The 21,184-nt window shown below is 67.3% G+C and carries 18 protein-coding genes and 1 pseudogene; 5 read left to right on the forward strand and 14 right to left on the reverse strand.

Annotation, left to right across the window (positions count from 1 at the left end; translation table 11 throughout):
• The first annotated feature begins 219 nt into the window (after positions 1 to 219).
• On the forward strand, positions 220 to 558 hold the full coding sequence (locus tag ACZ7M3_RS29820; RefSeq protein WP_472067079.1) for a DUF6233 domain-containing protein: 339 nt from the start codon (positions 220 to 222) through the stop codon (positions 556 to 558).
• Between the two features lie 170 nt (positions 559 to 728).
• On the opposite strand, the gene ACZ7M3_RS29825 is transcribed toward ACZ7M3_RS29820, so the two are convergent.
• The gene (locus ACZ7M3_RS29825) at positions 729 to 1,619 is read right to left on the reverse strand and encodes an META domain-containing protein (RefSeq protein ID WP_472067081.1); all 891 of its coding nucleotides are present in this window, start codon (positions 1,617 to 1,619) and stop codon (positions 729 to 731) included.
• Positions 1,620 to 2,065: 446 nt separating this feature from the next.
• Between ACZ7M3_RS29825 and ACZ7M3_RS29830 the strand changes: the two genes are divergently transcribed.
• On the forward strand, positions 2,066 to 2,404 hold the full coding sequence (locus ACZ7M3_RS29830) for a hypothetical protein (RefSeq protein WP_472067083.1): 339 nt from the start codon (positions 2,066 to 2,068) through the stop codon (positions 2,402 to 2,404).
• Between the two features lie 379 nt (positions 2,405 to 2,783).
• Here ACZ7M3_RS29830 and ACZ7M3_RS29835 read toward each other — a convergent pair whose 3' ends face one another.
• Both ACZ7M3_RS29835 and ACZ7M3_RS29840 read right to left on the reverse strand, forming a co-directional pair.
• Positions 2,784 to 3,914, reverse strand: a complete 1,131-nt coding sequence (locus ACZ7M3_RS29835) for a pentapeptide repeat-containing protein (RefSeq protein WP_472067085.1) — start codon at positions 3,912 to 3,914, stop codon at positions 2,784 to 2,786.
• A 1,080-nt stretch (positions 3,915 to 4,994) separates the two neighbouring features.
• Positions 4,995 to 5,378, reverse strand: a complete 384-nt coding sequence (locus ACZ7M3_RS29840; protein ID WP_472067087.1) for a VOC family protein — start codon at positions 5,376 to 5,378, stop codon at positions 4,995 to 4,997.
• A 935-nt stretch (positions 5,379 to 6,313) separates the two neighbouring features.
• Here ACZ7M3_RS29840 and ACZ7M3_RS29845 point away from each other — a divergent pair.
• Positions 6,314 to 6,679, forward strand: coding sequence for a DUF6479 family protein (locus ACZ7M3_RS29845; RefSeq protein WP_351304390.1), 366 nt, complete (start codon positions 6,314 to 6,316; stop codon positions 6,677 to 6,679).
• 99 nt (positions 6,680 to 6,778) lie between these two features.
• Here ACZ7M3_RS29845 and ACZ7M3_RS29850 read toward each other — a convergent pair whose 3' ends face one another.
• From ACZ7M3_RS29850 to rpsB, 5 genes are all read right to left on the reverse strand, one after another.
• Positions 6,779 to 7,909, reverse strand: a complete 1,131-nt coding sequence (locus ACZ7M3_RS29850; protein WP_472067089.1) for a phosphatidate cytidylyltransferase — start codon at positions 7,907 to 7,909, stop codon at positions 6,779 to 6,781.
• Positions 7,909 to 8,466: a ribosome recycling factor gene (gene frr, locus ACZ7M3_RS29855; protein WP_054235439.1), complete on the reverse strand. Its 558-nt coding sequence runs from the start codon at positions 8,464 to 8,466 to the stop codon at positions 7,909 to 7,911. The genes ACZ7M3_RS29850 and frr overlap by 1 nt, the downstream gene beginning before the upstream one ends.
• 170 nt (positions 8,467 to 8,636) lie before the next feature.
• The gene (gene pyrH, locus ACZ7M3_RS29860) at positions 8,637 to 9,407 is read right to left on the reverse strand and encodes a UMP kinase (RefSeq protein WP_472067091.1); all 771 of its coding nucleotides are present in this window, start codon (positions 9,405 to 9,407) and stop codon (positions 8,637 to 8,639) included.
• Between the two features lie 179 nt (positions 9,408 to 9,586).
• Entirely contained in the window at positions 9,587 to 10,423 is an 837-nt protein-coding gene (gene tsf / locus ACZ7M3_RS29865) for a translation elongation factor Ts (protein ID WP_450432259.1), read from the reverse strand.
• Positions 10,424 to 10,518: 95 nt separating this feature from the next.
• Positions 10,519 to 11,454, reverse strand: coding sequence for a 30S ribosomal protein S2 (gene rpsB / locus ACZ7M3_RS29870; protein ID WP_355302567.1), 936 nt, complete (start codon positions 11,452 to 11,454; stop codon positions 10,519 to 10,521).
• A gap of 270 nt (positions 11,455 to 11,724) precedes the next feature.
• Here rpsB and ACZ7M3_RS29875 point away from each other — a divergent pair, with 270 nt between their 5' ends.
• Positions 11,725 to 12,345: a M23 family metallopeptidase gene (locus ACZ7M3_RS29875; protein ID WP_472067093.1), complete on the forward strand. Its 621-nt coding sequence runs from the start codon at positions 11,725 to 11,727 to the stop codon at positions 12,343 to 12,345.
• Between the two features lie 273 nt (positions 12,346 to 12,618).
• Here the strand turns inward: ACZ7M3_RS29875 and ACZ7M3_RS29880 are convergent, their stop codons facing one another.
• From ACZ7M3_RS29880 to ACZ7M3_RS29900, 5 genes and pseudogenes are all read right to left on the reverse strand, one after another.
• Positions 12,619 to 13,176, reverse strand: coding sequence for a TetR/AcrR family transcriptional regulator (locus ACZ7M3_RS29880; protein WP_351304507.1), 558 nt, complete (start codon positions 13,174 to 13,176; stop codon positions 12,619 to 12,621).
• Between the two features lie 143 nt (positions 13,177 to 13,319).
• Positions 13,320 to 14,162 carry an RNA polymerase sigma factor WhiG gene (whiG, locus tag ACZ7M3_RS29885; protein WP_067371119.1) on the reverse strand — a complete coding sequence of 281 codons (843 nt, stop codon included), beginning with the start codon at positions 14,160 to 14,162 and terminating at the stop codon, positions 13,320 to 13,322.
• A 272-nt stretch (positions 14,163 to 14,434) separates the two neighbouring features.
• Positions 14,435 to 15,127, reverse strand: a pseudogene (locus ACZ7M3_RS29890) (DNA-processing protein DprA); the annotation flags it as partial.
• A 185-nt stretch (positions 15,128 to 15,312) separates the two neighbouring features.
• Complete coding sequence (locus ACZ7M3_RS29895; RefSeq protein ID WP_472067095.1) at positions 15,313 to 15,588, reverse strand: hypothetical protein; 276 nt, start codon at positions 15,586 to 15,588, stop codon at positions 15,313 to 15,315.
• A gap of 1,053 nt (positions 15,589 to 16,641) precedes the next feature.
• On the reverse strand, positions 16,642 to 17,928 hold the full coding sequence (locus ACZ7M3_RS29900; RefSeq protein ID WP_472067097.1) for a restriction endonuclease: 1,287 nt from the start codon (positions 17,926 to 17,928) through the stop codon (positions 16,642 to 16,644).
• A 512-nt stretch (positions 17,929 to 18,440) separates the two neighbouring features.
• Between ACZ7M3_RS29900 and ACZ7M3_RS29905 the strand changes: the two genes are divergently transcribed.
• Positions 18,441 to 19,853 carry a hypothetical protein gene (locus ACZ7M3_RS29905; RefSeq protein ID WP_472067099.1) on the forward strand — a complete coding sequence of 471 codons (1,413 nt, stop codon included), beginning with the start codon at positions 18,441 to 18,443 and terminating at the stop codon, positions 19,851 to 19,853.
• On the opposite strand, the gene ACZ7M3_RS29910 is transcribed toward ACZ7M3_RS29905, so the two are convergent.
• Positions 19,815 to 20,756, reverse strand: coding sequence for a hypothetical protein (locus ACZ7M3_RS29910; RefSeq protein ID WP_472067101.1), 942 nt, complete (start codon positions 20,754 to 20,756; stop codon positions 19,815 to 19,817). The genes ACZ7M3_RS29905 and ACZ7M3_RS29910 overlap by 39 nt on opposite strands.
• Positions 20,757 to 21,184 lie beyond the last annotated feature (428 nt).

Genomic DNA, 21,184 nt, shown 5'->3' on the forward strand with positions numbered 1-21,184 from the left:
GCGTGACCTGGGCCGCGAGCCGGGCGGGGTGGTCGTCCTTGGTCGTCTCTGGTCGTCCTGGGCCCTCCTCGGACGGCCCAGGGACGGCCCGGCACACACGCCTTCCGGAACACGTCCGCGCAGGTGAGCGCCCCGTCTCCCCCTCGTGCGCCCGCCCGGAAGAAGGGGCCCTCAGGGTGCCAGGTGCCCACCAAGGGCCACAGCCATAGAATCGAACACGTGAACGATGATCTGCCGCCGGACCTACCGAGGCTTCGTACGTTGGAAACGTGGCTGATCCTCTCTCTTACGCGGGTACAGCGACGCATCGCCGACATCGAACAGCGGGAGGCCGAGCGGCGACACGGCCAGCAGGTACAGCCGCCGATACCCGACTGGCTGCTCGAAGTGGGCATAGGCAGCGACAAGCCCCCCGTAGCGGTACACGTCGGCGGCTGCCACATGGCCGGCAAGTGCGTACGCGGCATCCCGCGCGACCAGGCCCTGCGAGCCATCACCGGAGGAGTCGACGCCTGTTCTCACTGCCGGCCGGACAGCGAGCTCGGGATCCTCGACTGAGCCGGCCATCCCCCACCCCGGCGCGCCTAAGGCACGGCCAGGGGACGCACGGCAACAGACGAAGCAACGATCGCCGACACCGCACCGCTGAACCGTAGGCAGATTTACAGACCGCGTGCGATGTCCCGGGTGACGTGACCTTCTCCATCTCCCGTTGGCCGACTGTGAATCTAGGACCCGGGGCGCGGCGGTGTGCCGGTCAGCCGGACGAACTGGTAGCCGAAGAACTCGAGGCCGTGGGTCTCGTCCACGAACCCGATGCCGCGCTGGACCCACAATTGGAACGTGCGCGGGTCCTGGTCGAGCAGGCCGTCCTCCTCGGACATGATCTCCCGTGAGCAGGTCCGGTGCGTAGTCCGGGTGAGCGGGTACAGCGTGACGTGATCGCCTGCGAAGGCGGCCCGGCCCTTGAAGCCGTTGCAGCCCCCCTTCCCTGTGACCGTGCCGTCCCGGTGGAAAACGAAGTAGACCTCTTTGCCGGCCGTCATGTCGATGGTGGCATCGGAGACGATCAGATTCTGGAGTTGCCAGGGCGCTCCGAAGAGCCCCTGAGGCCACAGCATTTGCAGCGCGACATAGTCGCCCCGCTGGTTCTTCAGCGTCATCGAGAGGTCGTCGACCCGCTCGGCCACCGCCAGGGGGCCGCCGGTGAGGATCTTCCGCATCCGCTCCTCGAAGGCCCGCTCCTTCGCCGGGCACGCGTCGTCCGGCGTCGCCCCCGAGGTGTCCGCACCGACGGTGAGCGTCGTGGCGGTGACCGTGGCCGACGTCCTGAACGGCGTGCATCCATAGTCGCCCACGGCCGTGTTGTCGTAGCTGAACTCGACCCACGCGCCGGCGTTCGGCGGTGCGTCGATGTTGCGCCCGTCGACGGTGACCCAGTCGACCCGCCAGCGTGCGCCCAGGAGCATCCCGCCGTAGCCGCCCGGCCCCTTCGGCGTGGTCCACGGCCTGGGCCGCTCCGGGGCCTTCCCCCCGCTCCCCGCCCGGGGCGAACCGCACGAGGTGAAGGTGAGCAGAGCGACGAGCAGTGCGCCGAGGAGGGCGCCGGTCCGGTGCATGCGCATGATGCTTCAGACCTCCGACCCACCTTCGGGGTTGTCCCGTCAGGACCACCGCATTTGCCGCGACCACCCCTCCGATAGCGGCCGTCGTCGGCCGCCCTCGGACGGCCGACGACGGCCCGGCTCCGGTGCTCTGGCAGCTTTAGGGGACTAGATGCTGCCGATGAACAGCCGCCTCATGTGGTGCGGCGCCTCGGGGACACTTGAGGCCTCAGCCAGTCCAAAGCATGATCCCCTGGCCTGAGCGCGCCGCTCTACGTCCGCTGACTCCGTCACTGTGTCACGGGCGAGAACCGCGTCCTGTGCGTTATGGACTTGCCGTCGTCAAGGTAGTGACGGACACGTCTATTCCTCACCGGCGTCGACCTACCTCGCACCCAGTGCAGGATCCCGGTCGATGTTGCTCTGGTCTTGCCGACCTCAGTGAAAAGGGTCAGCAAACCGTGTTCTTCCAACTTCTCGATGGTGCGCCGACGGGGACAATCATCTCCGTAGGAATCGTCTGCGCGGCACTCGCGCTGGCTAGGGTGGTTAAGAACCTCCCCAAGGAAACGATCAGCAAGTTCTTCGAACACCGAACGACGAAGTATCAGATCATCGCAGGCGACTCGAAAGGCCGCGTTGCAGCGATGCAGAAGCAGCGGCTCATTTTCTTCGGATTCGTCTACACATGCATCGTCGTGGTCACGCTCGCCTTCATTAGCTCGATGAAGAACGGAGCCAAGGCCCCGACGCACATCCCGGGACCAACGGCCACGAAACCCACGCGGACAACCACGTAGGGAACTCCGCGATAGCACTTCTTGCTGGCGCCCGGGGCTCATGCCCCGGGCGCCAGGACCCATCAAACGACGCTTCCGCATCCGCCGCGCCACACAGCTCCTCACGGTCGCGGGGGGCGCGCCAGCAGTTTTACAGCGGGCTGGCACAGGCCGTGCGCCCATCCCACACGAAGTACCTGGTCAGACGCTCCGCCAGCCGTGATAGGGCCACTTCATCTACTTCTGGCCCCTGTACACGGGCACCGCGATCCCCATAGACCAGTGGCGCTCCCGGATGTGGCTGGACACCTGGGTCTAGCTGCGTCGATACACAACGATGGCGCGGCGGACTGCCGCGCCATCGTGGTTGTTGACGGTCGTTGTCGGCTGTCAAGGCATGTCACAGGGACGGCGGCAACCCGCGCACCCCTTTCAGCTTGGCCCCCTCGAACTTCGCCCCGGCGACCTTGGCCCCGGTGAGGTCCGCGTTCGTGAGGTCCGCATTCGTGAGGTCCGCGCCAGTCAGGTCGGCGTGGGCCAAGTCGGCGCCCTTGAGATTTGCCCTTGGCAGGTACGCACCTTTGAGATTCGACTCGCTGAGTGTGGAGCCAGCCAGATCCGCGCAGTTGCCGCTGGCGAAGCCGGTTTCCCGGGGAGGGCAGAACATCGTGCTCGTGAGATTCATACCGAAGAGCCTTGCGTCGGTTAGGTTCGCGTCGACTAGGTATGCGTCGGCCAAGTCTGCGCAGTCGCCCGGTCTGGCTTGGTCGGCTGGTCGGGCCCGACTCAGAAGTGCTGCCGCGGACCCTCGTCCTCCCTGTGCGGTCTGAAAAAACACTTCGCTGCAGAGGGACGCGCCTGTGAGGTTTGCGCCTTCCAGGCCCGCGTCTTTCAAGTGCGAGCCATGCAGATCTGCGTCTGTGAGGTTCGCATTCGTCAGATCTGCACGGTCGAGCCGCGATCCTGTCAACGCCGCCCCCGAGAGGTTCGCTCGTATCAACGATGCATCTCGGAGGTCCGCGTTGGGCATGGAAGAGCCGCTGAGATCTGCGTTTGACAGGTCGGCCCCATGGAAGGGGATCTCGTCGGGACGGTCGGGGAATTTCACCCCACGCAGAGCGGTGCTGCTGAGGTCAATGGGTGCCCCTTGGTCGTGATCGGGGTGGCGGTTGCCCAACACGGTCATCACCGCCTGGACGTCAGCGCGGGGCGATGGCTTGTCACCCGACTCGCCGGGCGCCTTCTTCGTGCTGCCAACTAGAGCAGAAGCGTGTTGCCGTAGATATGCGGACAGGACTGATATGACAGCGGGTTGGTCGCGAGCCGAGTCGTGCATGATCCGTTCCAGCGCGTAGATTCCCCCGAGTCGTATATCCAGGGACGTCGACCCCAGGTTGTTGATCGCGGCGTTGAACCGGTTGGTGATCTGCCCCTGCTCGCTGATCCCCACTTCCTTCCCGGTCTGCGTGACCTGCATCCAGGTGAACAGCAGCGCGAGCAGGGCAGCGAGTCCTGGCAGGCTGGCCGCCACCAGTCCGCCCCAATGGGCTCGACCGGTGTTCGGTGGCCCCGGCGCCTGGAGCCGCTGGTGACGGCTTTGCTGACGCCGCCGCGCCGGCCTCCGCCGCGTGGTCCGGCGGAGCCTTCCAGAGCCCAGGGTCCGCGCCATCCCTCCTATGGCACCCCACACAGGAAGGGCCTGCCACCTGGGCGCCCCCAGTTCATCGACACCACGGAGCCCGCCAGCCCGAGTCGGAGGCCATGGAGTGGTTGATCGGGTCGGCGGACAGACGACACCCATTTGAAGCCTTGGACGGCAGATTTACAGTCCCCTCGAGATCGGGCTCTCAAATCCCGCTTGACCAGGCCCTTTATGGGATGCATGAGCGGGGCACTCGATCCCCGTCCACATCTCGTCCTGATCTTGAAAATTCGTGCGACCGCGGACGTGGCCGTGATCGCCCCTGGGAGCGTTGAGTCTGTCCGCCGGAGACTCGTCAACCGCCGCCTTGTAAGGGCGGACGTGGTCGGCGGCGCAGTTCCCCAGGTCGTTCCGGCTGTAGCGGCAGCCCGGGTGAACGGTGCATCTCGACTGCGGCGAACCGTCGTTGACCGTGGTTGACCGCATGATGTGGCACGGCTGTGGCACAAGGACTGCTTCGTCCCGAAGCAACTTGGGCCACAGCAGCTTCCCGGCACCCCGCTCCAGGAGGTCGTCGCCGAGCGCCCAGCCGCTCCACGAGTCCGCGCATTCCTGCACGAGGAGCAGCCCGCGCCCCCCGCCGGCGTTCGCCGGAACGGGATCGACCCGCCTGCCGGGCGACTGATCGAAGGGCGCCGGGATGTACGGGCTGCTGTCCCACATTCCCGCCCGTAACCGCCCGCCTCCCAACGCGGTCAACCGCAGGGAGGCGGGCCCTGGGAAGAGGTCGGTCGCTCGCGCACGCCGACGGAGAGGGGCGGGGGCGCTGCAATGCGACGTGCGACTTGCCCGCCCAGAGTCCTCCTTCGCCCTCTACGACGTCCTGCGTCCGAAGGCGTCAAAGACTCCGGCTGATACCGCGGCGGCACTTATCGCGGGGCTGACGCTGGGATTGAGCAAGGCCTGAGGTCACGAGGACAATGCGGCTCGCTCGGGTTCGGCCAGCAATATGCAGAACTCGTTGCCCTCCGGGTCGGCGAGAACGACCCAGCCCCAGCCGTCGGGTTTGCGGTGATCGGCGACCAGGGAGGCGCCCAGGCTCAGCAGCCGCTCAACCTCTGCGTCCCGCGAGGTGTCCGGGCGCAGACACAGATGAAGCCTGTTCTTGGCCGACTTCGGCTCTGGAACCTCGTTGAAGTGCAAAGCCGGGCCGCCGGGCAGCATGATCTCGGTCTCGTCGTCACCCGGTTCGTCCTCGGGATCCAGCGAGTGTCCGGTCACATCGCTCCAGAACCGCGCCAGTTGGTAGGCGTTCGCACAGTCGATCGCTATGTTCGTCACCGTTGAGGCCATGCGCGCGATCATGTCCGAGTGGTGCCCCGCCCGCCACCGGAATATGGCCGCACCCGCGGCCTACCACTGCAGCCGAGATGGGCTAGCGACGCAGTCAACTCGGCAGCCCCAGGACAGCCCTGGAGCACCAGTTTGGAAGATCGCGTAACGGGATCTGGGCTGACCTGGTGAGACGCTGACCTCGGCGTTCCCGAGCGGTTAGCCGACGTTCCCCGTTGGTCCCCGCCCTTTGCTGCTCGATCGGGCACGTCGGGGGCACGCGTGGCCGTCTCCCGCCCTTCCAGGCCGGGAACGCCGAGTTGGACCCGGTGGGCCTAGTTGGCGGTCACGTGGCCGTCTGGGGCTGCCTCGCCGATGCCGCACTCACCGCGGAGCCGGAACGAGGACTGCCGATAGCGCGATCAGGTTGGTCAGAACGCCTTGAACCTGTGCGGCGGGGACGTAGATGACCACGATGACGACGAGAACGGCAGCGCAGTCTCGCGGGCGGGTGATTGACAGCGAGTTGGTTGGGGTCACACTCATAGCAGTACCTCCTGGGTGCTCGCCCACCGATTGCTGGCCCACCTGATGCCCAGTAGCAGCGAGCGTGCCCGCCGTGCCCCGGATGGTGTCTTCGGCACGGCCCAGGAACCCTGACGGCCCACAGACGGCCCACCGGGCATAAGACAGCCCCCTACTGGTGACAAATTCGCTGGTAGGGGGCTTCTTCGCGCCCGGATCACATCAGTTCTCCGGGCTTAGGCATGGCCATACCAGTGTCGCAGATCGAATTGCGTGACCCGGGCCGCGAGCCGGGCGAGGCACCACCCTGCTACCGGATCCACATCCCGCCGAGGACAGCGGTCCGGTTCGAAGCCGCCGGCCCGTCGGAGTGCGGCACAGGCCGGTCGGGGCGGCTGGTTCGTTGGGTAATTTGAGGGTATTTGCCTTATATGAGTACTGCATCGATGTATTTGGCGGAGCCCAGCGGTCTGATCAGCCTGGCGCTGTTCTTGATCGCCGTGGCACTCATCACACTCCTGGGAGGCAGCTTCTGGCTGAGCTGCCGTATGCGGACCCGCGCACCGCGTCTGCCACGCGCCGAGGAACAGCCGCACATGCCGCAGGGGGGGCCGGTCCGCGAGATGCGGGAGGTCCGGGAGCCCGCCGAGGTACCCAAGGTGGCCAAGGGCCAGCACGCTCTCACCCCGTACGAGCTGACCCACATGTCGACCCGCACGAGCGCGTCGCAGAAGCGAGAGCGCTGGCACGACGGCGGCAGCGGCTCGTTCGGCAGTGGTGGACTGGGTCACCACTGACCCCGGGCCGTCGGCCACCCGGCGAGAAGCCGTCGGCCCCCGACGAAAAGGGGCCCGCCGTCACCGTGTACGACGAGCCCCTCACGACATGCGCGCAGGTCAGCCGGATCCCACGAAGAGCACCAACAGCAGCCAGACCACCGGCGCCGTCGGCAGGAGCGAGTCCAGCCGGTCCATGATGCCGCCATGACCCGGCAGCAGGGTGCCCATGTCCTTGATGCCCAGGTCCCGCTTGATCATGGACTCACCGAGGTCGCCGAGCGTGGCGGTGGCCGCGACCGCGAAGCCCAGGATCAGCCCCTGCCACCACGTGCCGTCCTCGATCAGATACTGCATGCACAGCGCGCCCCCGACCATCGCGAAGGTGACCGCTCCGAAGAGGCCCTCACGGGTCTTGCCGGGGCTGATGCGCGGTGCCAGCTTGTGCTTGCCGAAGCGCCAACCGATCGCGTACGCGCCCGTGTCGCTGACGACCGTCAGCAGCAGGAACGTCAGGACGCGGCGCGGACCGTCGTCGGCGGTCAGCATCATGGCCACGAACGTCGCCAGGAACGGCACGTAGAAAGCCGCGAAGACGCCCGCTGTGACGTCCTTGAGATAGCCCTCGGGCGGTTCCGTCATCCGCCAGACCAGGACCGCCAGCGCGGTGAGCGCCATCGCCACCCACGCGCCCTCGGCGCCCCGGACGTAGCCGGAGACGACCATCGCCGCACCGCCCACCGCGAGCGGGACGAGCGGCGCCTTGATGCCCTTGCGCTCCTCGAGCCGTGATGTGAGCTCCCACAGGCCCACCACCACGGCGACCGCTATGACCCCGACGAACACGGCCTTGACGACGAACAACGACGCGACGATCACCGCACCGAGCCCGACGCCGACCCCTATCGCGGCACCCAGATCGCGTCCCGCACTCTTCTTCTGCGGTGCGGGGGCGGGCTGTGGGACGGGGCTGGGCATGGGCTCCTGCGGCTTCTGCGACGGGGTCCCGAGGGATCCCGCCGACGGGGTGTCGTCGCGGAACAGGGGGCCGCTCAGCCGAGCGGCCCCCCGGTCGCCATCCTGGTCTCCGCCGTGTGCGGGTACGTCGGGCGCGATGGGCATGGGGCGAGTCTGCTGCGCGTTATGCGCATCGTATGCGGGACCCGCCGGGGCTGCCCCCTGGACAGGCCCCTGCTCGGACGGCCCCCAGTACCCGGCTTGTGGCGGCGCCCCCCAGGAAGAGTCGTTCATCAGACCTCGAGCAGCTCCGCTTCCTTGTGCTTCAGGAGCTCGTCCACCTGAGCGACGTACTTCGCCGTGGTGTCGTCGAGCTCCTTCTCCGCGCGGCGGCCCTCGTCCTCGCCGACCTCGCCATCCTTGATCAGCTTGTCGATGGCGTCCTTGGCCTTGCGGCGGACCGAGCGGATGGACACCTTGGCGTCCTCGCCCTTGGTCTTGGCGACCTTGATGTAGTCCTTGCGGCGCTCCTCGGTCAGCTCGGGGAACACCACTCGGATGATGTTGCCGTCGTTGCTCGGGTTGACGCCCAGGTCGGAGTCGCGGATCGCCTGCTCGATGTTGCGCATCGCGCTCTTGTCGAACGGGGTCACCACGGCCATGCGCGGCTCCGGCACCGAGAACGAGGCCAGCTGGTTGATCGGCGTCAGCGCGCCGTAGTAGTCGGCCACGATCTTGTTGAACATCGCCGGGTGCGCACGGCCGGTGCGGATCGCGGCGAAGTCCTCCTTGGCGACCACGACGGCCTTCTCCATCTTCTCCTCGGCCTCGAGGAGGGTCTCTTCGATCACCACTTGCTCCTGCGTGTCTTGAGTAGGCCCGGCAGCTGCTCCTCGTCGGGGTGGCGGCCGGCTGCGTCGCGTCTTATTCCTGCACGGTTCCGGACCGGCAGGACATTGTCCATCCCCCGGTCAGGGTCCATCCTCGGCCCGGGCTTGTCCCCGGCCGAGGTCGGTCCCGGTCAGGACCGGCCGCTTTGGTCACCCACGAGTGTGCCGATCTTCTCACCCTTGACGGCCCGCGCGATATTGCCCTCCGCCAGGAGCTCGAAGACCAGGATCGGCAGCTTGTTGTCGCGGCACAGCGTGATGGCGGTCATGTCGGCGACCTTGAGGTCGCGCGTGATGACCTCGCCGTACCCGAGCGAGTCGAACTTGACGGCCTCGGGGTTGGTCTTGGGGTCGGAGTCGTAGACCCCGTCCACGCCGTTCTTGCCCATCAGCAGTGCCTCGGCGTCGATCTCCAGGGCGCGCTGGGCGGCGGTGGTGTCGGTGGAGAAGTACGGCATGCCCATACCGGCGCCGAAGATGACCACACGGCCCTTCTCCAGGTGCCGTACGGCGCGCAGCGGGATGTACGGCTCGGCGACCTGGCCCATGGTGATGGCGGTCTGCACGCGGCTGTCGATACCCTCCTTCTCCAGGAAGTCCTGGAGGGCGAGGCAGTTCATGACCGTGCCGAGCATGCCCATGTAGTCGGACCGGGCCCGGTCCATGCCGCGCTGCTGGAGCTCGGCGCCGCGGAAGAAGTTGCCGCCGCCGATGACGACGGCGACCTGGGCGCCGCCGCGCACGACGGCCGCGATCTCGCGGGCGATCTTGTGCACCACGTCGGGGTCGACGCCCAGTCCGCCGCCTCCGGCGAACGCCTCGCCGGAAAGCTTCAGCAGAAAGCGGCCCGCGCCTTTGCCGTCGTCGGTCTTCTCGCCCTTGTCGGCCTGGGTGGTGGTCATGGAGATCTCCTCATGGTGCACATACGAAGAAGGCCATTGCCGGTGGGGTGTTGTCTCCCATACGCGGCAATGGCCTCCTCGTCAGATCTGCTGTCGTCCGTCACGCACGCGCGCGTGTCGGCGTACGCGGACGACTGCTGCCGACCCTATAGGGGTCGCGCGTCGATCGCGGTACGGACTCAGATGCCGACCTTGATGCGCACGAAGCGCTTCAGGGTGACACCGGCCTCGTCCAGGACCTTCTGGACGGACTTCTTGTTGTCGAGCGCATACGGCTGACCGAGGAGGGTGGCCTCCTTGAAGAAGCCGTTGACGCGACCCTCGACGATCTTCGGGAGGGCGGCCTCGGGCTTGCCCTCGGCGCGGGTGGTCTCCTCGGCGACGCGGCGCTCGGACTCGACGACCTCGGCCGGGACGTCCTCCTTGGAGAGGTACTTCGGCGCGAAGGCGGCGATGTGCTGCGCGACACCCTTGGCGAGGTCGGCGTCGGCCTTGTCCAGCTCGACCAGGACACCGATCTGCGGGGGCAGGTCGGGCATGGTGCGGTGCATGTACGCGGTCACGTAGGCACCGGAGAACTGGGCGAAGCGGTCCAGGACGATCTTCTCGCCCAGGTTGGCGTTGGCCTCGTCGACGAACGCCTGAACCGTCTTGCCGGGCACGATCTCGGAGCCGAGCAGCGCCTCGAGGTCGGCCGGCGACGTCTTGACGACGTGCTGGGCGATCTCGTCGGCGACGGCCTGGAACTTCTCACCCTTGGCGACGAAGTCCGTCTCGCACTTCAGCTCGACCAGGACACCGGAGGTGTTGTCGTCAGCGATGATGGAGACCACGGCGCCGTTCTCGGCGGAGCGGCCTTCGCGCTTGGCGACGCCCTTCTGGCCCTTGATGCGCAGCGCCTCGACGGCCTTGTCGACGTTGCCGTCGGCCTCGTCCAGCGCCTTCTTGCAGTCCATCATGCCGGCGCCGGTGAGCTCACGGAGCTTCTTGACGTCGGCGGCGGTGTAGTTCGCCATGATTCCTGGAATCTCTCTCGAAGTCTGAAGATCTACGGGCCGAACGGCGGGGGCTCGGTGTGCCCCCGCCGTTCGTGACCCGAAGGGGTGAGTGGTCAGGCCTGCTCGGCGTCCGCGGCCGGGGCCTCGGCGACGGGGGCCTCGGCGGCCGGGGCCTCGACAGCGGCCTCGGCCTCGGCCTCGGCGACAACCTCGGCCTGCTCGGCGTCGGCGACCTTCTCCGTCTCGGCGGAGGTCTGGACCTCGGCGTCGTCGGCCTTCTTCTCGCCCTCGAGCAGGTCGCGCTCCCACGCGGCGAGCGGCTCGCCCGCGGCCTTGTCACCCTCGGCCTTGCCGGCACCGGAACGGGAGATGAGGCCCTCGGCGACGGCGTCGGCGATCACGCGGGTGAGCAGGGTGACGGAGCGGATCGCGTCGTCGTTGCCCGGGATCTTGTAGTCGACCTCGTCGGGGTCGCAGTTGGTGTCGAGGATGGCGACGACCGGGATGTTGAGCTTCCGGGCCTCACCGACCGCGATGTGCTCCTTCTTGGTGTCCACGATCCAGACGGCGCTGGGCACCTTCTGCATCTCGCGGATACCACCAAGGGTCTTCTCCAGCTTGGCCTTCTCGCGCGAGAGCACGAGAAGCTCCTTCTTGGTCAGACCGGAAGCGGCGACGTCCTCGAAGTCGATCTGCTCGAGCTCCTTGAGGCGCTGCAGACGCTTGTAGACGGTGGAGAAGTTGGTGAGCATGCCGCCCAGCCAGCGCTGGTTGACGTAGGGCATGCCGACGCGGGTGGCCTGCTCGGCGATGGCCTCCTGCGCCTGCTTCTTCGTGCCGACGAACATGACCGTGCCGCCGTGGGCGACGGTCTCCTTGACGAACTCGTAGGCGCGGTCGATGTACGACAGCGACTGGAGCAGGTCGATGATGTAGATGCCGTTGCGCTCCGTGAAGATGAAACGCTTCATCTTCGGGTTCCAGCGACGGGTCTGGTGACCGAAGTGGACGCCGCTTTCCAGCAGCTCCCGCATCGTGACGACGGCCATGGCCGTTCTCCTTGGTGTTCTCGGTTGTGCCGCGCGTGCCGGACGGCACCCGCGCCTGACGCCCGCGATGCGCCTTGCCACGAGGGACCGAGGGGCGCTGACACCGGCTTTTGATGGCCGGATGTCGGGGCGTGCGAAGTCGACCCGGTGACCCGGATCGCCACGAGAAGTGTACGGGACCCGGAAGGTGCAGGGTGACGCCGCTGTCCACAACCGGCCGGTGGTCCACAGATCCCGGCCATGATCCGTCAGATGCGGGACCGTTCTCGCATGCGAGAGAAACGATGTGTGCGCACGTGGCTGGGGTTGCTGTTGGGAATGACGGTGACCGTGTTGGGCGCGACCGTGCTGGGTGCGCTGCCCCCCTCAGCCCTGGCCCGGGCGAGCGGTCCGGCGCCGCCGTCCCCCGCCGGTCCACCGGCCCCCGACACGACGGTTGTGCCGCTCGCCCGTCTCTGGCCGGTGGGTCTGCGCCCCTCGGTCCTGCGGGGTTGGGACCCGCCGGCGACGCCGTACGCCCGCGGCCATCGCGGGGTGGACCTCGCGGCATCCCCGGACACCCCGGTCCGCTCCGTCGCGGCCGGCCGCGTCTCCTTCGCGGGGCGGGTCGCGGGGCGTGGCGCGGTCTCCGTCGAACTGACGGGCACGGGCGCTCCGCCCCTGCGCACGACCTTCACCCCGGTACGGGCGACGGTGCACCAGGGCGACGAGGTGACCGCGGGCGAGGTACTGGGCACGCTCGAACCGGGCGACGCCCACTGCGCGACGCCTTGCCTGCACTGGGGCCTGCGAAGAGACAGAACCTACTTGAACCCCCTGTCCCTGCTCCCACCCTGGCTCCTGCACAGGGATCCGTCCCGCCTGCTCCCGGTGACGAGCGCGCAGCCGTGAGAAACGGGAGAACCACTGGCCGCGGCCACGCCTCAGGCCCGACTGCCCGGCTTGCGCGGACTCAACCCCGCGTGGGCATGTGCGACGAACGCCCGAAGCGCTGTCCACAGGCCGGCCCGTGTGAGGACAGGACATGGGTGGGGCCAGGAGAGGCGTGCCCATCCGCGGCAGGGGAGGCAACTCCATCCGCAAGGGGGAGCGGCGCCTTCGCACAAAGCGGGGCCGGGCCGGGCCCGCCGTCTGCCCCGACGCCGGGCAGCGGTGTGCAGGGGCTCAGCCGCGTACGCCCCGTAGTGCCATCCGCACCGCGGCGTCCGTGATCGCGCCGGGCTCCTCCGCGGCCCCCAGCTCGATCCTCCGGACCGCCGCGTCGACCACGCCCTGCAGGAGCATCGCGGCCAGCCGGGGCTCGGCGTGGCCCATCTGCCGCAGCGCGTCGACGATCATCGCCACCAGCCCGCCGTGCGCCGCGCGGATCTTCTCCCGTGCCCCGGCATCGAGCTCACTCGCGGAGATGGCCACGACAGCCCGGTGCCGCCGGTCCCCGACCAACGCCAACTGCTGCCGAACGTACGCCTCGACCTTGCCCTCGGGCCCGTCCGCCGCGGCCATCGCCGCCGAGACCTCAGCGGCCCAGACCGGAAAGTCCACCTCGCACAGCTCTTCGACCACGGCCGCCCGGGACCGGAAGTACTCGTACACGGAGGACCGCGCGAGCCCCGTGCGCTCGGCGAGGGCCGGGAAGGTCAGCGCCTCCGTCCCGCCCTCGGACAGCAGGGACCGGGCCGCGTCCAGCAGGGCGGCTCGCTGCATCGACCGGTGCTCGGCCACGGAGGCCGCTCGAATCCTTGGCACGCCCTCCACTTTACGGACGGACCGCCCCGGACGGCAGTCACTCCCACCACCCGATAGGAACGCGCCAGCGAGGGGGAGTGACCAGGCAGGGACGATTCAGCAGCTTGCCCCGCTCGAGGTCAGCGCCCGAAACTCGCCAGCTTGGCGCGCAACTGCAGCACCGACTTGGTGTGGATCTGGCTCACCCGGCTCTCCGTCACTCCCAGCACGTTCCCGATCTCCGCGAGCGTCAGGCCCTCGTAGTAGTAGAGCGTGACCACGGTCTTCTCCCGCTCCGGCAGCGTGTTGATCGCCCGTGCCAGAAACCTCCGCAGCTCCCGGTCCTCGGCGACCTCCACCGGGTTGTCCGCCGCGGTGTCCTCCAGCGTGTCCATCAGACTCAGCCGGCCACCGCCCTCGCCGCCGACATGCAGCAGCTCCTCCAGCGCCACCACGTTGGCCAGCGACAACTGGCTGAAGACCGCGTGGAGTTCCTCCACCCCGATCCCCATCTCGGAGGCCACCTCACCCTCCGACGGCGTGCGCCGTAGCCGAGCCTCGAGCGTCGCGTACGCACGCTCCACATTGCGCGCCTTCTGCCGCACCGACCGGGGGATCCAGTCCAGCGCCCGCAACTCGTCGATCATCGCGCCCCGGATCCGCGTGATCGCGTACGTTTCGAACTTGATCTCCCGCTCGATGTCGAACTTCTCGATCGCGTCGATCAGCCCGAACACCCCCGACGAGACGAAGTCGGCCTGCTCCACATTGGCCGGCAGACCCACGCTCACCCGCCCGGCAACGTACTTCACCAGCGGCGAGTAGTGCAGGATCAACTGCTCGCGCAGCCGCTCGTCCCCCGTCGCCTTGTACGACCGCCACAACTCGTCGAGCGTCGAGGGAGCGGGCGGGCGCACGCTACCGCCGTCGCGGGCAGCTGGGGGGATCGCCGCCCGATCGGACCCGGAGGTGTGCTGGGGCATTCGTCGCCTTGTGCCGTTCTGCCGTGAACTGGGGGTACCTGGGTGAGCTGTCGCGCTGATGTCGAGTTGCCTGTCCTGCGTCGGAATCCACGTGAGCGTAGCGTGACTGGAGCGTCGCAGTGCGCGAAGGGGAGCGGATCAGTCGTGCGCAGATACGTTCCGCTGTGCGTCCCTCGGGGGCATGTTCGTCGCCCTCCGTGATCGCCGAGAGACATCAACTGCGGGAATTGCCAAGGCTGTCGGCGTTCGCCCGGACGGCCGAACACGCTCGGTCAGCACCCGCGACGATCATCGCGGAGCGAGATCATTGCCTGGCGTGTCAACTTCCAGCCGTCGCCGTGTCGTTCGACGAAACCAAGTGATCGGAGTTCGTACAGCCTCCCGACCGCGTCGTCCGTGGTGGTCCCCGCCCCGCGTGCGATGTCCTCCGCTCCCGCCAGACCGCGCGCCGGCAGCGCGGCCAGCACACGTCCGGCACCCGGATCCAGCAGGTCACGCGGCAGCACGGGCCCACGCCGGTCCGGGGCCAGCTCGCCGATGCCGCCCACCAGTTCGGCGACGTCCGCGGCGTCCGTGACCAGGACCGCTTCGCCGCGCAGCAGCTCGTGCACCCCGGCCGACAGCCCGCTGGTGACCGGGCCCGGCACCCCCATCGCGAACCGCCCCAGCCGCTGCGCCGCCCGCGCCGTGACCAGCGCGCCACTGCGGTACGCGGCCTCGACGACCACGGTCCCCCGGGTGAGCGCGGCGATGACCCGGTTCCTGAGGATGAATCTGCTCGGCGTGGGATGGTCGCCTGGCGGCAACTCCCCCACGACCAGCCCCTGTTCGGCGATCCTGGTGATCAACTCGGTGTGCCCGCGCGGATAGGGCCGGTCGACTCCGCAGGCCAGCACCGCGACGGTGGCGCCGCCCGCCCCGAGGACGCCCCGGTGCGCGGCGCCGTCCACCCCGTAGGTTCTTCCGCCAGTTTCGCCGGCACGGCGACTCCCGCTCACCTCTCCGAGATTCTCCGGCTGAGCAGGCGAGATCCTCCCCATGGGGCGAGGTAGGCGTGCAACAGGCATGTTGGTGCAGTAGCAGGAGTCGGAGACCGGAAACGGCCGCGGGCCGGACCGGCGAGACGCCAGCCCGGTCCGCGTCGGCCTTGTCAGAGGCCGCTGCCGCCGTCCACAGGTACCGAGACCTCACCCTTGACCCGCTCGATGAGCTTGTCCAGGAACCGCCGGCTCACCCACTTGGCCATGCGCGCCGTCAGGTGCAGCAGGCCACCGATGGCACCAACGAGGACGGAGTGACGGCTGGCGGTGACCAGCTCGCTCCCCGGCGCAACAGACTCGACGAGTCCCGCCGCGACGATCAGCAGGCAGAGACCGCCATAGCTGATCGTGACGTTGTTGCGGCGGAACGCCTTGATGATCTTCAACGTGTCACGCTACTTCCATTTTCAACCTTTTGGACCGTGATCGACGAGCCGCCCGGGGCGTGAGTGGTCTCGCGATCACGCCGAGCTTGGAGCGATCACCGACAGCGACGCAACCCTGCGAGGCGTGACAAAGGACACAGGCAAACAGATCTAGCGCCTACCGCTTGATTGTGGTAGGCGCTGATCTTCAGTTTTAGGCCCAGCCGCTGGGACCAATCCGTTTGCCCCGGGCGGCCAACAGCTAGACCGGAGTCGCCTGGGCAATGGAAGGAACCCATTCGACTCACCAACACTGCTGGACGATCGATTGCCCGCGTGTTGTGGATTGAGGATAGGGGCAAGTCTAGCTCGCTGGCAAGGGAGGATCCCTATTGGAGTCAAACGTCCTAGCCCCTCTGACCAGGCAGTATCCCTCGCTGCAGCACGATGCGGCAGTAGGCTCGCCGACGCAGCCAATAGCGCTAGCCCCAAAGCTGCCTCAACAAGCCCTCCCAAACCAATGACAGGCCTCTGACCAGGGGCTTCGCCGGTGACAGGCCCAGAAGACGTCGACGCTGCGGCAACGCAGAACACTTGCCGTCGGCCTCCCAAAGGACAGGCCCCTCTCAAGCCACGGCCCGGCTAGTTGCAAGGCGCCTTGAAAAGGCTTTGGATCAGATGGATGCTGCAGGCCAGCTCAGGCAGGCTCTGGTGCAGATCAGCTCAACACTTGTGGGAGCCAGACGAACCTCCGCTCTGTCACTCAGGTAGTGCGATCGAGCACTGACGAGAGCGACGCAGAGGCGATAGCGGCGCAGTGCCACAGCCGTAGATGTCTGGCCAACACCAGTGCACTGTTCACTGGAGGGTGAACGGACTCGGCTGAGCTGGCGGCAAGCGCCGCCTCGCGGGGCGCTCCGGCCCGGCACCGCTGAGGCATGTGAGCTACCGCCCACACCTTAAGCGCGCCGCCGTCGAAGGGGTTGTCCCGACGATCTCGCGCTGCTGTCAGAAAAGTGAGGCCCGCTCCCCGGAGTCTCTCGGCCGGAACGCGGGAGCGGGTCCGATGGGAGGTCAGTCGGAGAGGCAGAGCGCTTCATGAAGGGGGAGGCGGTCGATCGCCCACCGCTCCAGTCGCTCTCTGGTGACGAGAATCAGGCGCTTCTCCTCTTGAGCCCATTTGATGCACTCGACAGTGAACTTGCCGTTGGTGACGAGGAGAGCGCGGGGCATCGGGTGCATGGCAGACGCCGCGCCGAACAGGTTCCGGGCTGCAGGTGAGCCCACTGATCTCTTGGCGTTCTGGAAGTGCTTGCACTGGACGATCACAGGGTAGCCCAGCGGGTCTACGGCGTGGATGTCGATGCCGCCGTCCCCGGCGCCGCCTCCAGCCTTCTCCACGCGATAACCGTCCCGCTCCAGCAGTTCGGCGATGTAGCCCTCAAAGTCGCCGTAATGGAGCGCGTCCACTTCGGCCATCCGGTCTACTACAGGCGGCGCCAGTTCATCAGCAAGAGGCTCGCCGAGGGGCTCGGCGTCGACGTCCCCTAGGGCCTCGGCGAGAGCACGGCCCAGCGCATACGGGACGACAGGGGGCGTAGCCTCCACGATCTGCCGGAAGATCTCCCGGGAGCCCCCTGCAAAGTGCCAGTCGGCGGGAAAGTCTCGCAAGCGAGCAGCCTGGTTCAACGTGAGGCACGGCCCGTCGGGACCGAGCAGTGTCCCTTCCGGATTCTTCTCGCTCGCCAGACCGCGGATCTCGATACCGCACGCACGCCAGGCATACACGTCGTCCGGATACAGGGCGTCAGCGTCTTCTCCTGCGTCCAGTACATCGATGAGGCGAGGAGCGAAAGAGCTCGCGGCTATCGTCGCCCAACGCTTCCAGGCATGCGGGTACCGCTGGTCGCGGGACTGCGCGAACCGCTGCTGCATGGACTCGGCAAGGATCGAGAGCAGCGTCGGGGGATTCTGCAACGTAGGAGCCGGCGGCATGAAGGAACGAGGCTGGTCCGCCCTCATCGCCACGAGGAAGGAACCCTCCCAAGGGCTTACGGCCCCGTACTGACGGCCGTCGAAGGCCGCCCAGTGAAGGACTCGGTAGCCCAGGGTCGCCAGGAGGCTCCGCACCCATCCACGGTAGTGGTCATACCGCTCGGTCAGGGCATCTGTACGTGCCTCCAGGATGAACGCCCTTGGGCGAAGCGTGCTTGCGAACTCCAGCATGACGGGTGTGCTGTCGTGGGACTCGTCCAGGCTCTCCGTGGTCCGGGCGTACAGCAGGTCCAGCAGCCCGGCGGGCCCTAGATCCTTCGGGGTGGTGTGCAGGTCTCCCCTGAATACCGGGAGGCCAGCCGCCAAGAGCGTCTGCGCCGCGTAGGGGTCAGGTTCAACAATGAACTGGGGGGAATATCCGGCCCGGCTCAGGCCGGTAAGCGGTCCTCCGGCTCCCGCATTGAGATACGCGGCAGTTAGTGGTCGATGGCGGCTCAACTCGCTTTTCTCCCGGTGAAGTTGGTACGACAAAGGGCAAGATCATGTGCCGCATATTCTCCTGCTTTGCGGTGATAGGCGTGGTCTTGGCGACAGTGAGCAAGGAAGCCTCGCCAGCCGGCACGTGAGCTTGGCGGCGTTGCCTTAGGACGGGGCAGCTGCTGGTGTGATCGTCGCACCGACCACTGACAACGGGCCAGGACGCGGAAACCTGAAGGGATGCTGCGTTGAGACGCGGTGGAAACGCCTGCGCCCCCCTTCACTGTCCACTTGGTGTGAGCACCGGACAAAGGACTTATCCAGGGGTGGCCTCGGAGAAGGTGCCGCACTTCGCTAAAAATCCCCCCGCTCTCGTCTGCGAGTCCTTCATGCTGACGGGCATGCACCCTCGTGACAAAGAGATATGGCTGGCGATCGACCAGGGCCTCCGGGCGATCGACTGGGAGGCGTGGTTCGGTTGCCCGGAGGGCGCCGACTATCTCTCCCCCGCGGGTCACCAAGTGACCGCGCGCGCGGTGGCCGGCCTGACCGCGTTCTTCGACAGCCGCTGGCTGCCCAAGGCCGTGACCCCCTCCCCCACCTCGGGCAGGGCCAGCGACACCTTCGTCGGTCTGGGCCGGGCCGCACCAGTACTCCAGATCATGACCGGAGCCGAGCGGGGAGCGTGGGTGGAGGCGGTCCGATGGTGGGCCGCATACGCCTACCTGGAAGGAGCCGGGGTGCCCGGCCTTGCCACCCTCAAGCGAGATGCCCGCCGCGACGTCACGCTATCCCGGTTCCTACACACCCAGACGCAGGCACGGCTCGCGCTCATGGGGGCGGCCCGCGGACTCTCGGTCGAGCTGGAGCCAACGAAAGCCAGCGGCGGCCCCGGCGATGTCCGTGTCGGCCCGGTCTTCATCGAGGTCGTCACATTCGCCGAGGACCAGAAGCTCCAGGACTACGAGAAGTTCCGCCAGAGCTGCCGAATTCACCTCCTCAACCTGGACAGGGACCGCAACCTCTACTGGGAAGGCGACCTCCCCGAACTCCTCAACGGCAACGACTTCGAGACGTGGAAGAAGCGGACCGAGGAGGCCGCCCAGCAGTGCGCGGCCTCAGGGACCGCAGTCGATGTCCTCAGCAGCGCCGGGAGGCGGCTGACCGTCCACCCCGGAACGGCTCCCCAGGGCACCACCCTGACCGGGGACACCGTAGAGAGCGACCAGGGCAAGCGGCTCCTGGGCAAGGTGCGGGGCAAATGCGCCAAGACGCAAGGAGCAGGCACCGCGTGGATCTGGGTGGAGGACCATAGCGGCCTCTTCTACCTCCCGATGCCGTTCGCCGAGATGTCGCTCGCTGCCAAGACCGACGCGCTCGCAGAACTGTTCGGGCCACTCCTGGACGAGTACGTCCACGTCGCCGGGATCATCGTCTCGAACGCGGGCCGCCGACGCCTGCCGCTCCCGCAGGACCAGGACACGCTCCGCCCCGCCGCACAGGGGTTCCGACGGGGACTGCCCCTCGACCGGGTCCGCGAGACGATCGTGATCCCCCGAAGGATCCTTCTGCCTCAACAGACGAACCTGATTGCCAGAATGTGCGATGCCGAAGGTGCCGCGCTCGACTGGGCCCTAGCAAAGCTCGGTGTCCCCGGGGGCGTGACGTCGCTGCTGGCCGACTCGTCGACACCGCACCGGGTTTCCCCGCTGTGGACGCCGTGCGCCAGCCTCAACGGTAAAGGCGAGTGGAGTCTTCACGCCAAAGGACCAGGGCTACTGGGCGGAGTTGGTGACCGAGGACCCGCTCGATGAGCCGGAGGACCGCTGAACGCACGGCATTCCGGTCAGCCTGGGGCGCGGGACGCTTACAAGGACGTCAGCAGGGATCGGCAGGTCCGGATTGGTGCTGACCAGTCGCTGAATGATGGCGAGGACCTCAGCGACGGTGACCTCGTCCATGCTGGCGGTCTCAGTGTGACCCTTATACCGCATGAGTCCTTTATCGGCTTGGGTGGACGCACCCAGCGCCCGGACTTCGGCCTTGATCGCCGTCTCGACCAACGTCGCCTCGGCGCCGAGTGCAAATGACCAGCGACCCACCTCGTGGCCGAAACCCTGGCGTGCGTGTTCCCGGAGACGATTTACCACGTCGTTAGCCTTCCCCCACTTGAGAAAGCGGATCTCGTAGTTGACGACGAGGTAGATGTGCGCCGGCTCCCCCTGCTTGAAGCTTGTATCCGAACACGTTGAGCAGCCGCCTTGACCACCGTTACGGATATCGTTCAGGCGCGGACCGGGACGAATTTTCGCCTTGCACACCATGCAGGTACAGGGCCAAGGATCATTTACACGGCCCGGGTACGGGACGTCGGGCTTTAGTTTGGCATCCAGCATGCTCTGTACGGCAGAGGCTGCTTGCAAGCGTCGCGCGTTAGCCGTGCGAACGCGGCCGCACGCCGCACAAACGTGTCCGAGCTGCTTGATGACGCTATAGGTTGTCTTGCTGCCTACGTAACCGCAACGTGCACACTCCAATGGCCACGGATCGTCGGCGCCGGTATACGGAGCGAGCGGGAGTAAGCCATTGGCCCGGGCAAATTCTGCGGCTTCTTCGACGTCGGCACGGTTACTGTCGCCGATACGTTCTCGTTTGCACTTTTCATTGCAGAGCCCCACGCCTTCACGCATAGCATTCGAGTACGCCGGATAGATCACAGCGCTACATCTTAAGCAGATGCACTCGATGCCCTCTCGGTTGTTCTTATAGTCGCCGATGACGATGACGCCCCGGCCTTCAAGGGCACGTACTACGTCAGAGAGAGGCAGCCGCAGGGCCTCAGCAGCCCGAGCCTTTCCGCAGGGCTCGCAGACACCTTGGCGTTTCGCGTTACTCAGCGTTGGGCTTCCGGGCCGCTTACACTCCAGACAGATACCTGGCCACGGGGCGTCGACGCGCCCGGGATACGGCACAGTCGGTTCCATGCCGTAGCTGATCATCCGCTTCCGCGCGATCTCCGGGTCGAGCTTCCGTACCACCGGGCCCCCTCTGCCGTTGTCCGCGCTGACGGTATCGGGCGCCACTGACAGTGTGCCCGCCGTCCGACGTCGGCCAGGGTGGGCAGCCGAATGCCGGGACTGAGGGT

This window comes from Streptomyces sp. NPDC111656 (genome assembly GCF_055656965.1).

Excerpts from the sequence above, each read along its gene's own strand:
- ACZ7M3_RS29825 (WP_472067081.1), bottom strand. The coding sequence starts at position 1,619 with ATGCACCGGACCGGCGCCCTCCTCGGCGCACTGCTCGTCGCTCTGCTC.
- ACZ7M3_RS29840 (WP_472067087.1), bottom strand. The coding sequence starts at position 5,378 with ATGGCCTCAACGGTGACGAACATAGCGATCGACTGTGCGAACGCCTAC.
- ACZ7M3_RS29845 (WP_351304390.1), top strand. The coding sequence starts at position 6,314 with ATGAGTACTGCATCGATGTATTTGGCGGAGCCCAGCGGTCTGATCAGC.
- ACZ7M3_RS29850 (WP_472067089.1), bottom strand. The coding sequence starts at position 7,909 with ATGAACGACTCTTCCTGGGGGGCGCCGCCACAAGCCGGGTACTGGGGG.
- pyrH (WP_472067091.1), bottom strand. The coding sequence starts at position 9,407 with ATGACCACCACCCAGGCCGACAAGGGCGAGAAGACCGACGACGGCAAA.
- tsf (WP_450432259.1), bottom strand. The coding sequence starts at position 10,423 with ATGGCGAACTACACCGCCGCCGACGTCAAGAAGCTCCGTGAGCTCACC.
- rpsB (WP_355302567.1), bottom strand. The coding sequence starts at position 11,454 with ATGGCCGTCGTCACGATGCGGGAGCTGCTGGAAAGCGGCGTCCACTTC.
- ACZ7M3_RS29875 (WP_472067093.1), top strand. The coding sequence starts at position 11,725 with ATGCGAGAGAAACGATGTGTGCGCACGTGGCTGGGGTTGCTGTTGGGA.
- whiG (WP_067371119.1), bottom strand. The coding sequence starts at position 14,162 with ATGCCCCAGCACACCTCCGGGTCCGATCGGGCGGCGATCCCCCCAGCT.
- ACZ7M3_RS29905 (WP_472067099.1), top strand. The coding sequence starts at position 18,441 with ATGCACCCTCGTGACAAAGAGATATGGCTGGCGATCGACCAGGGCCTC.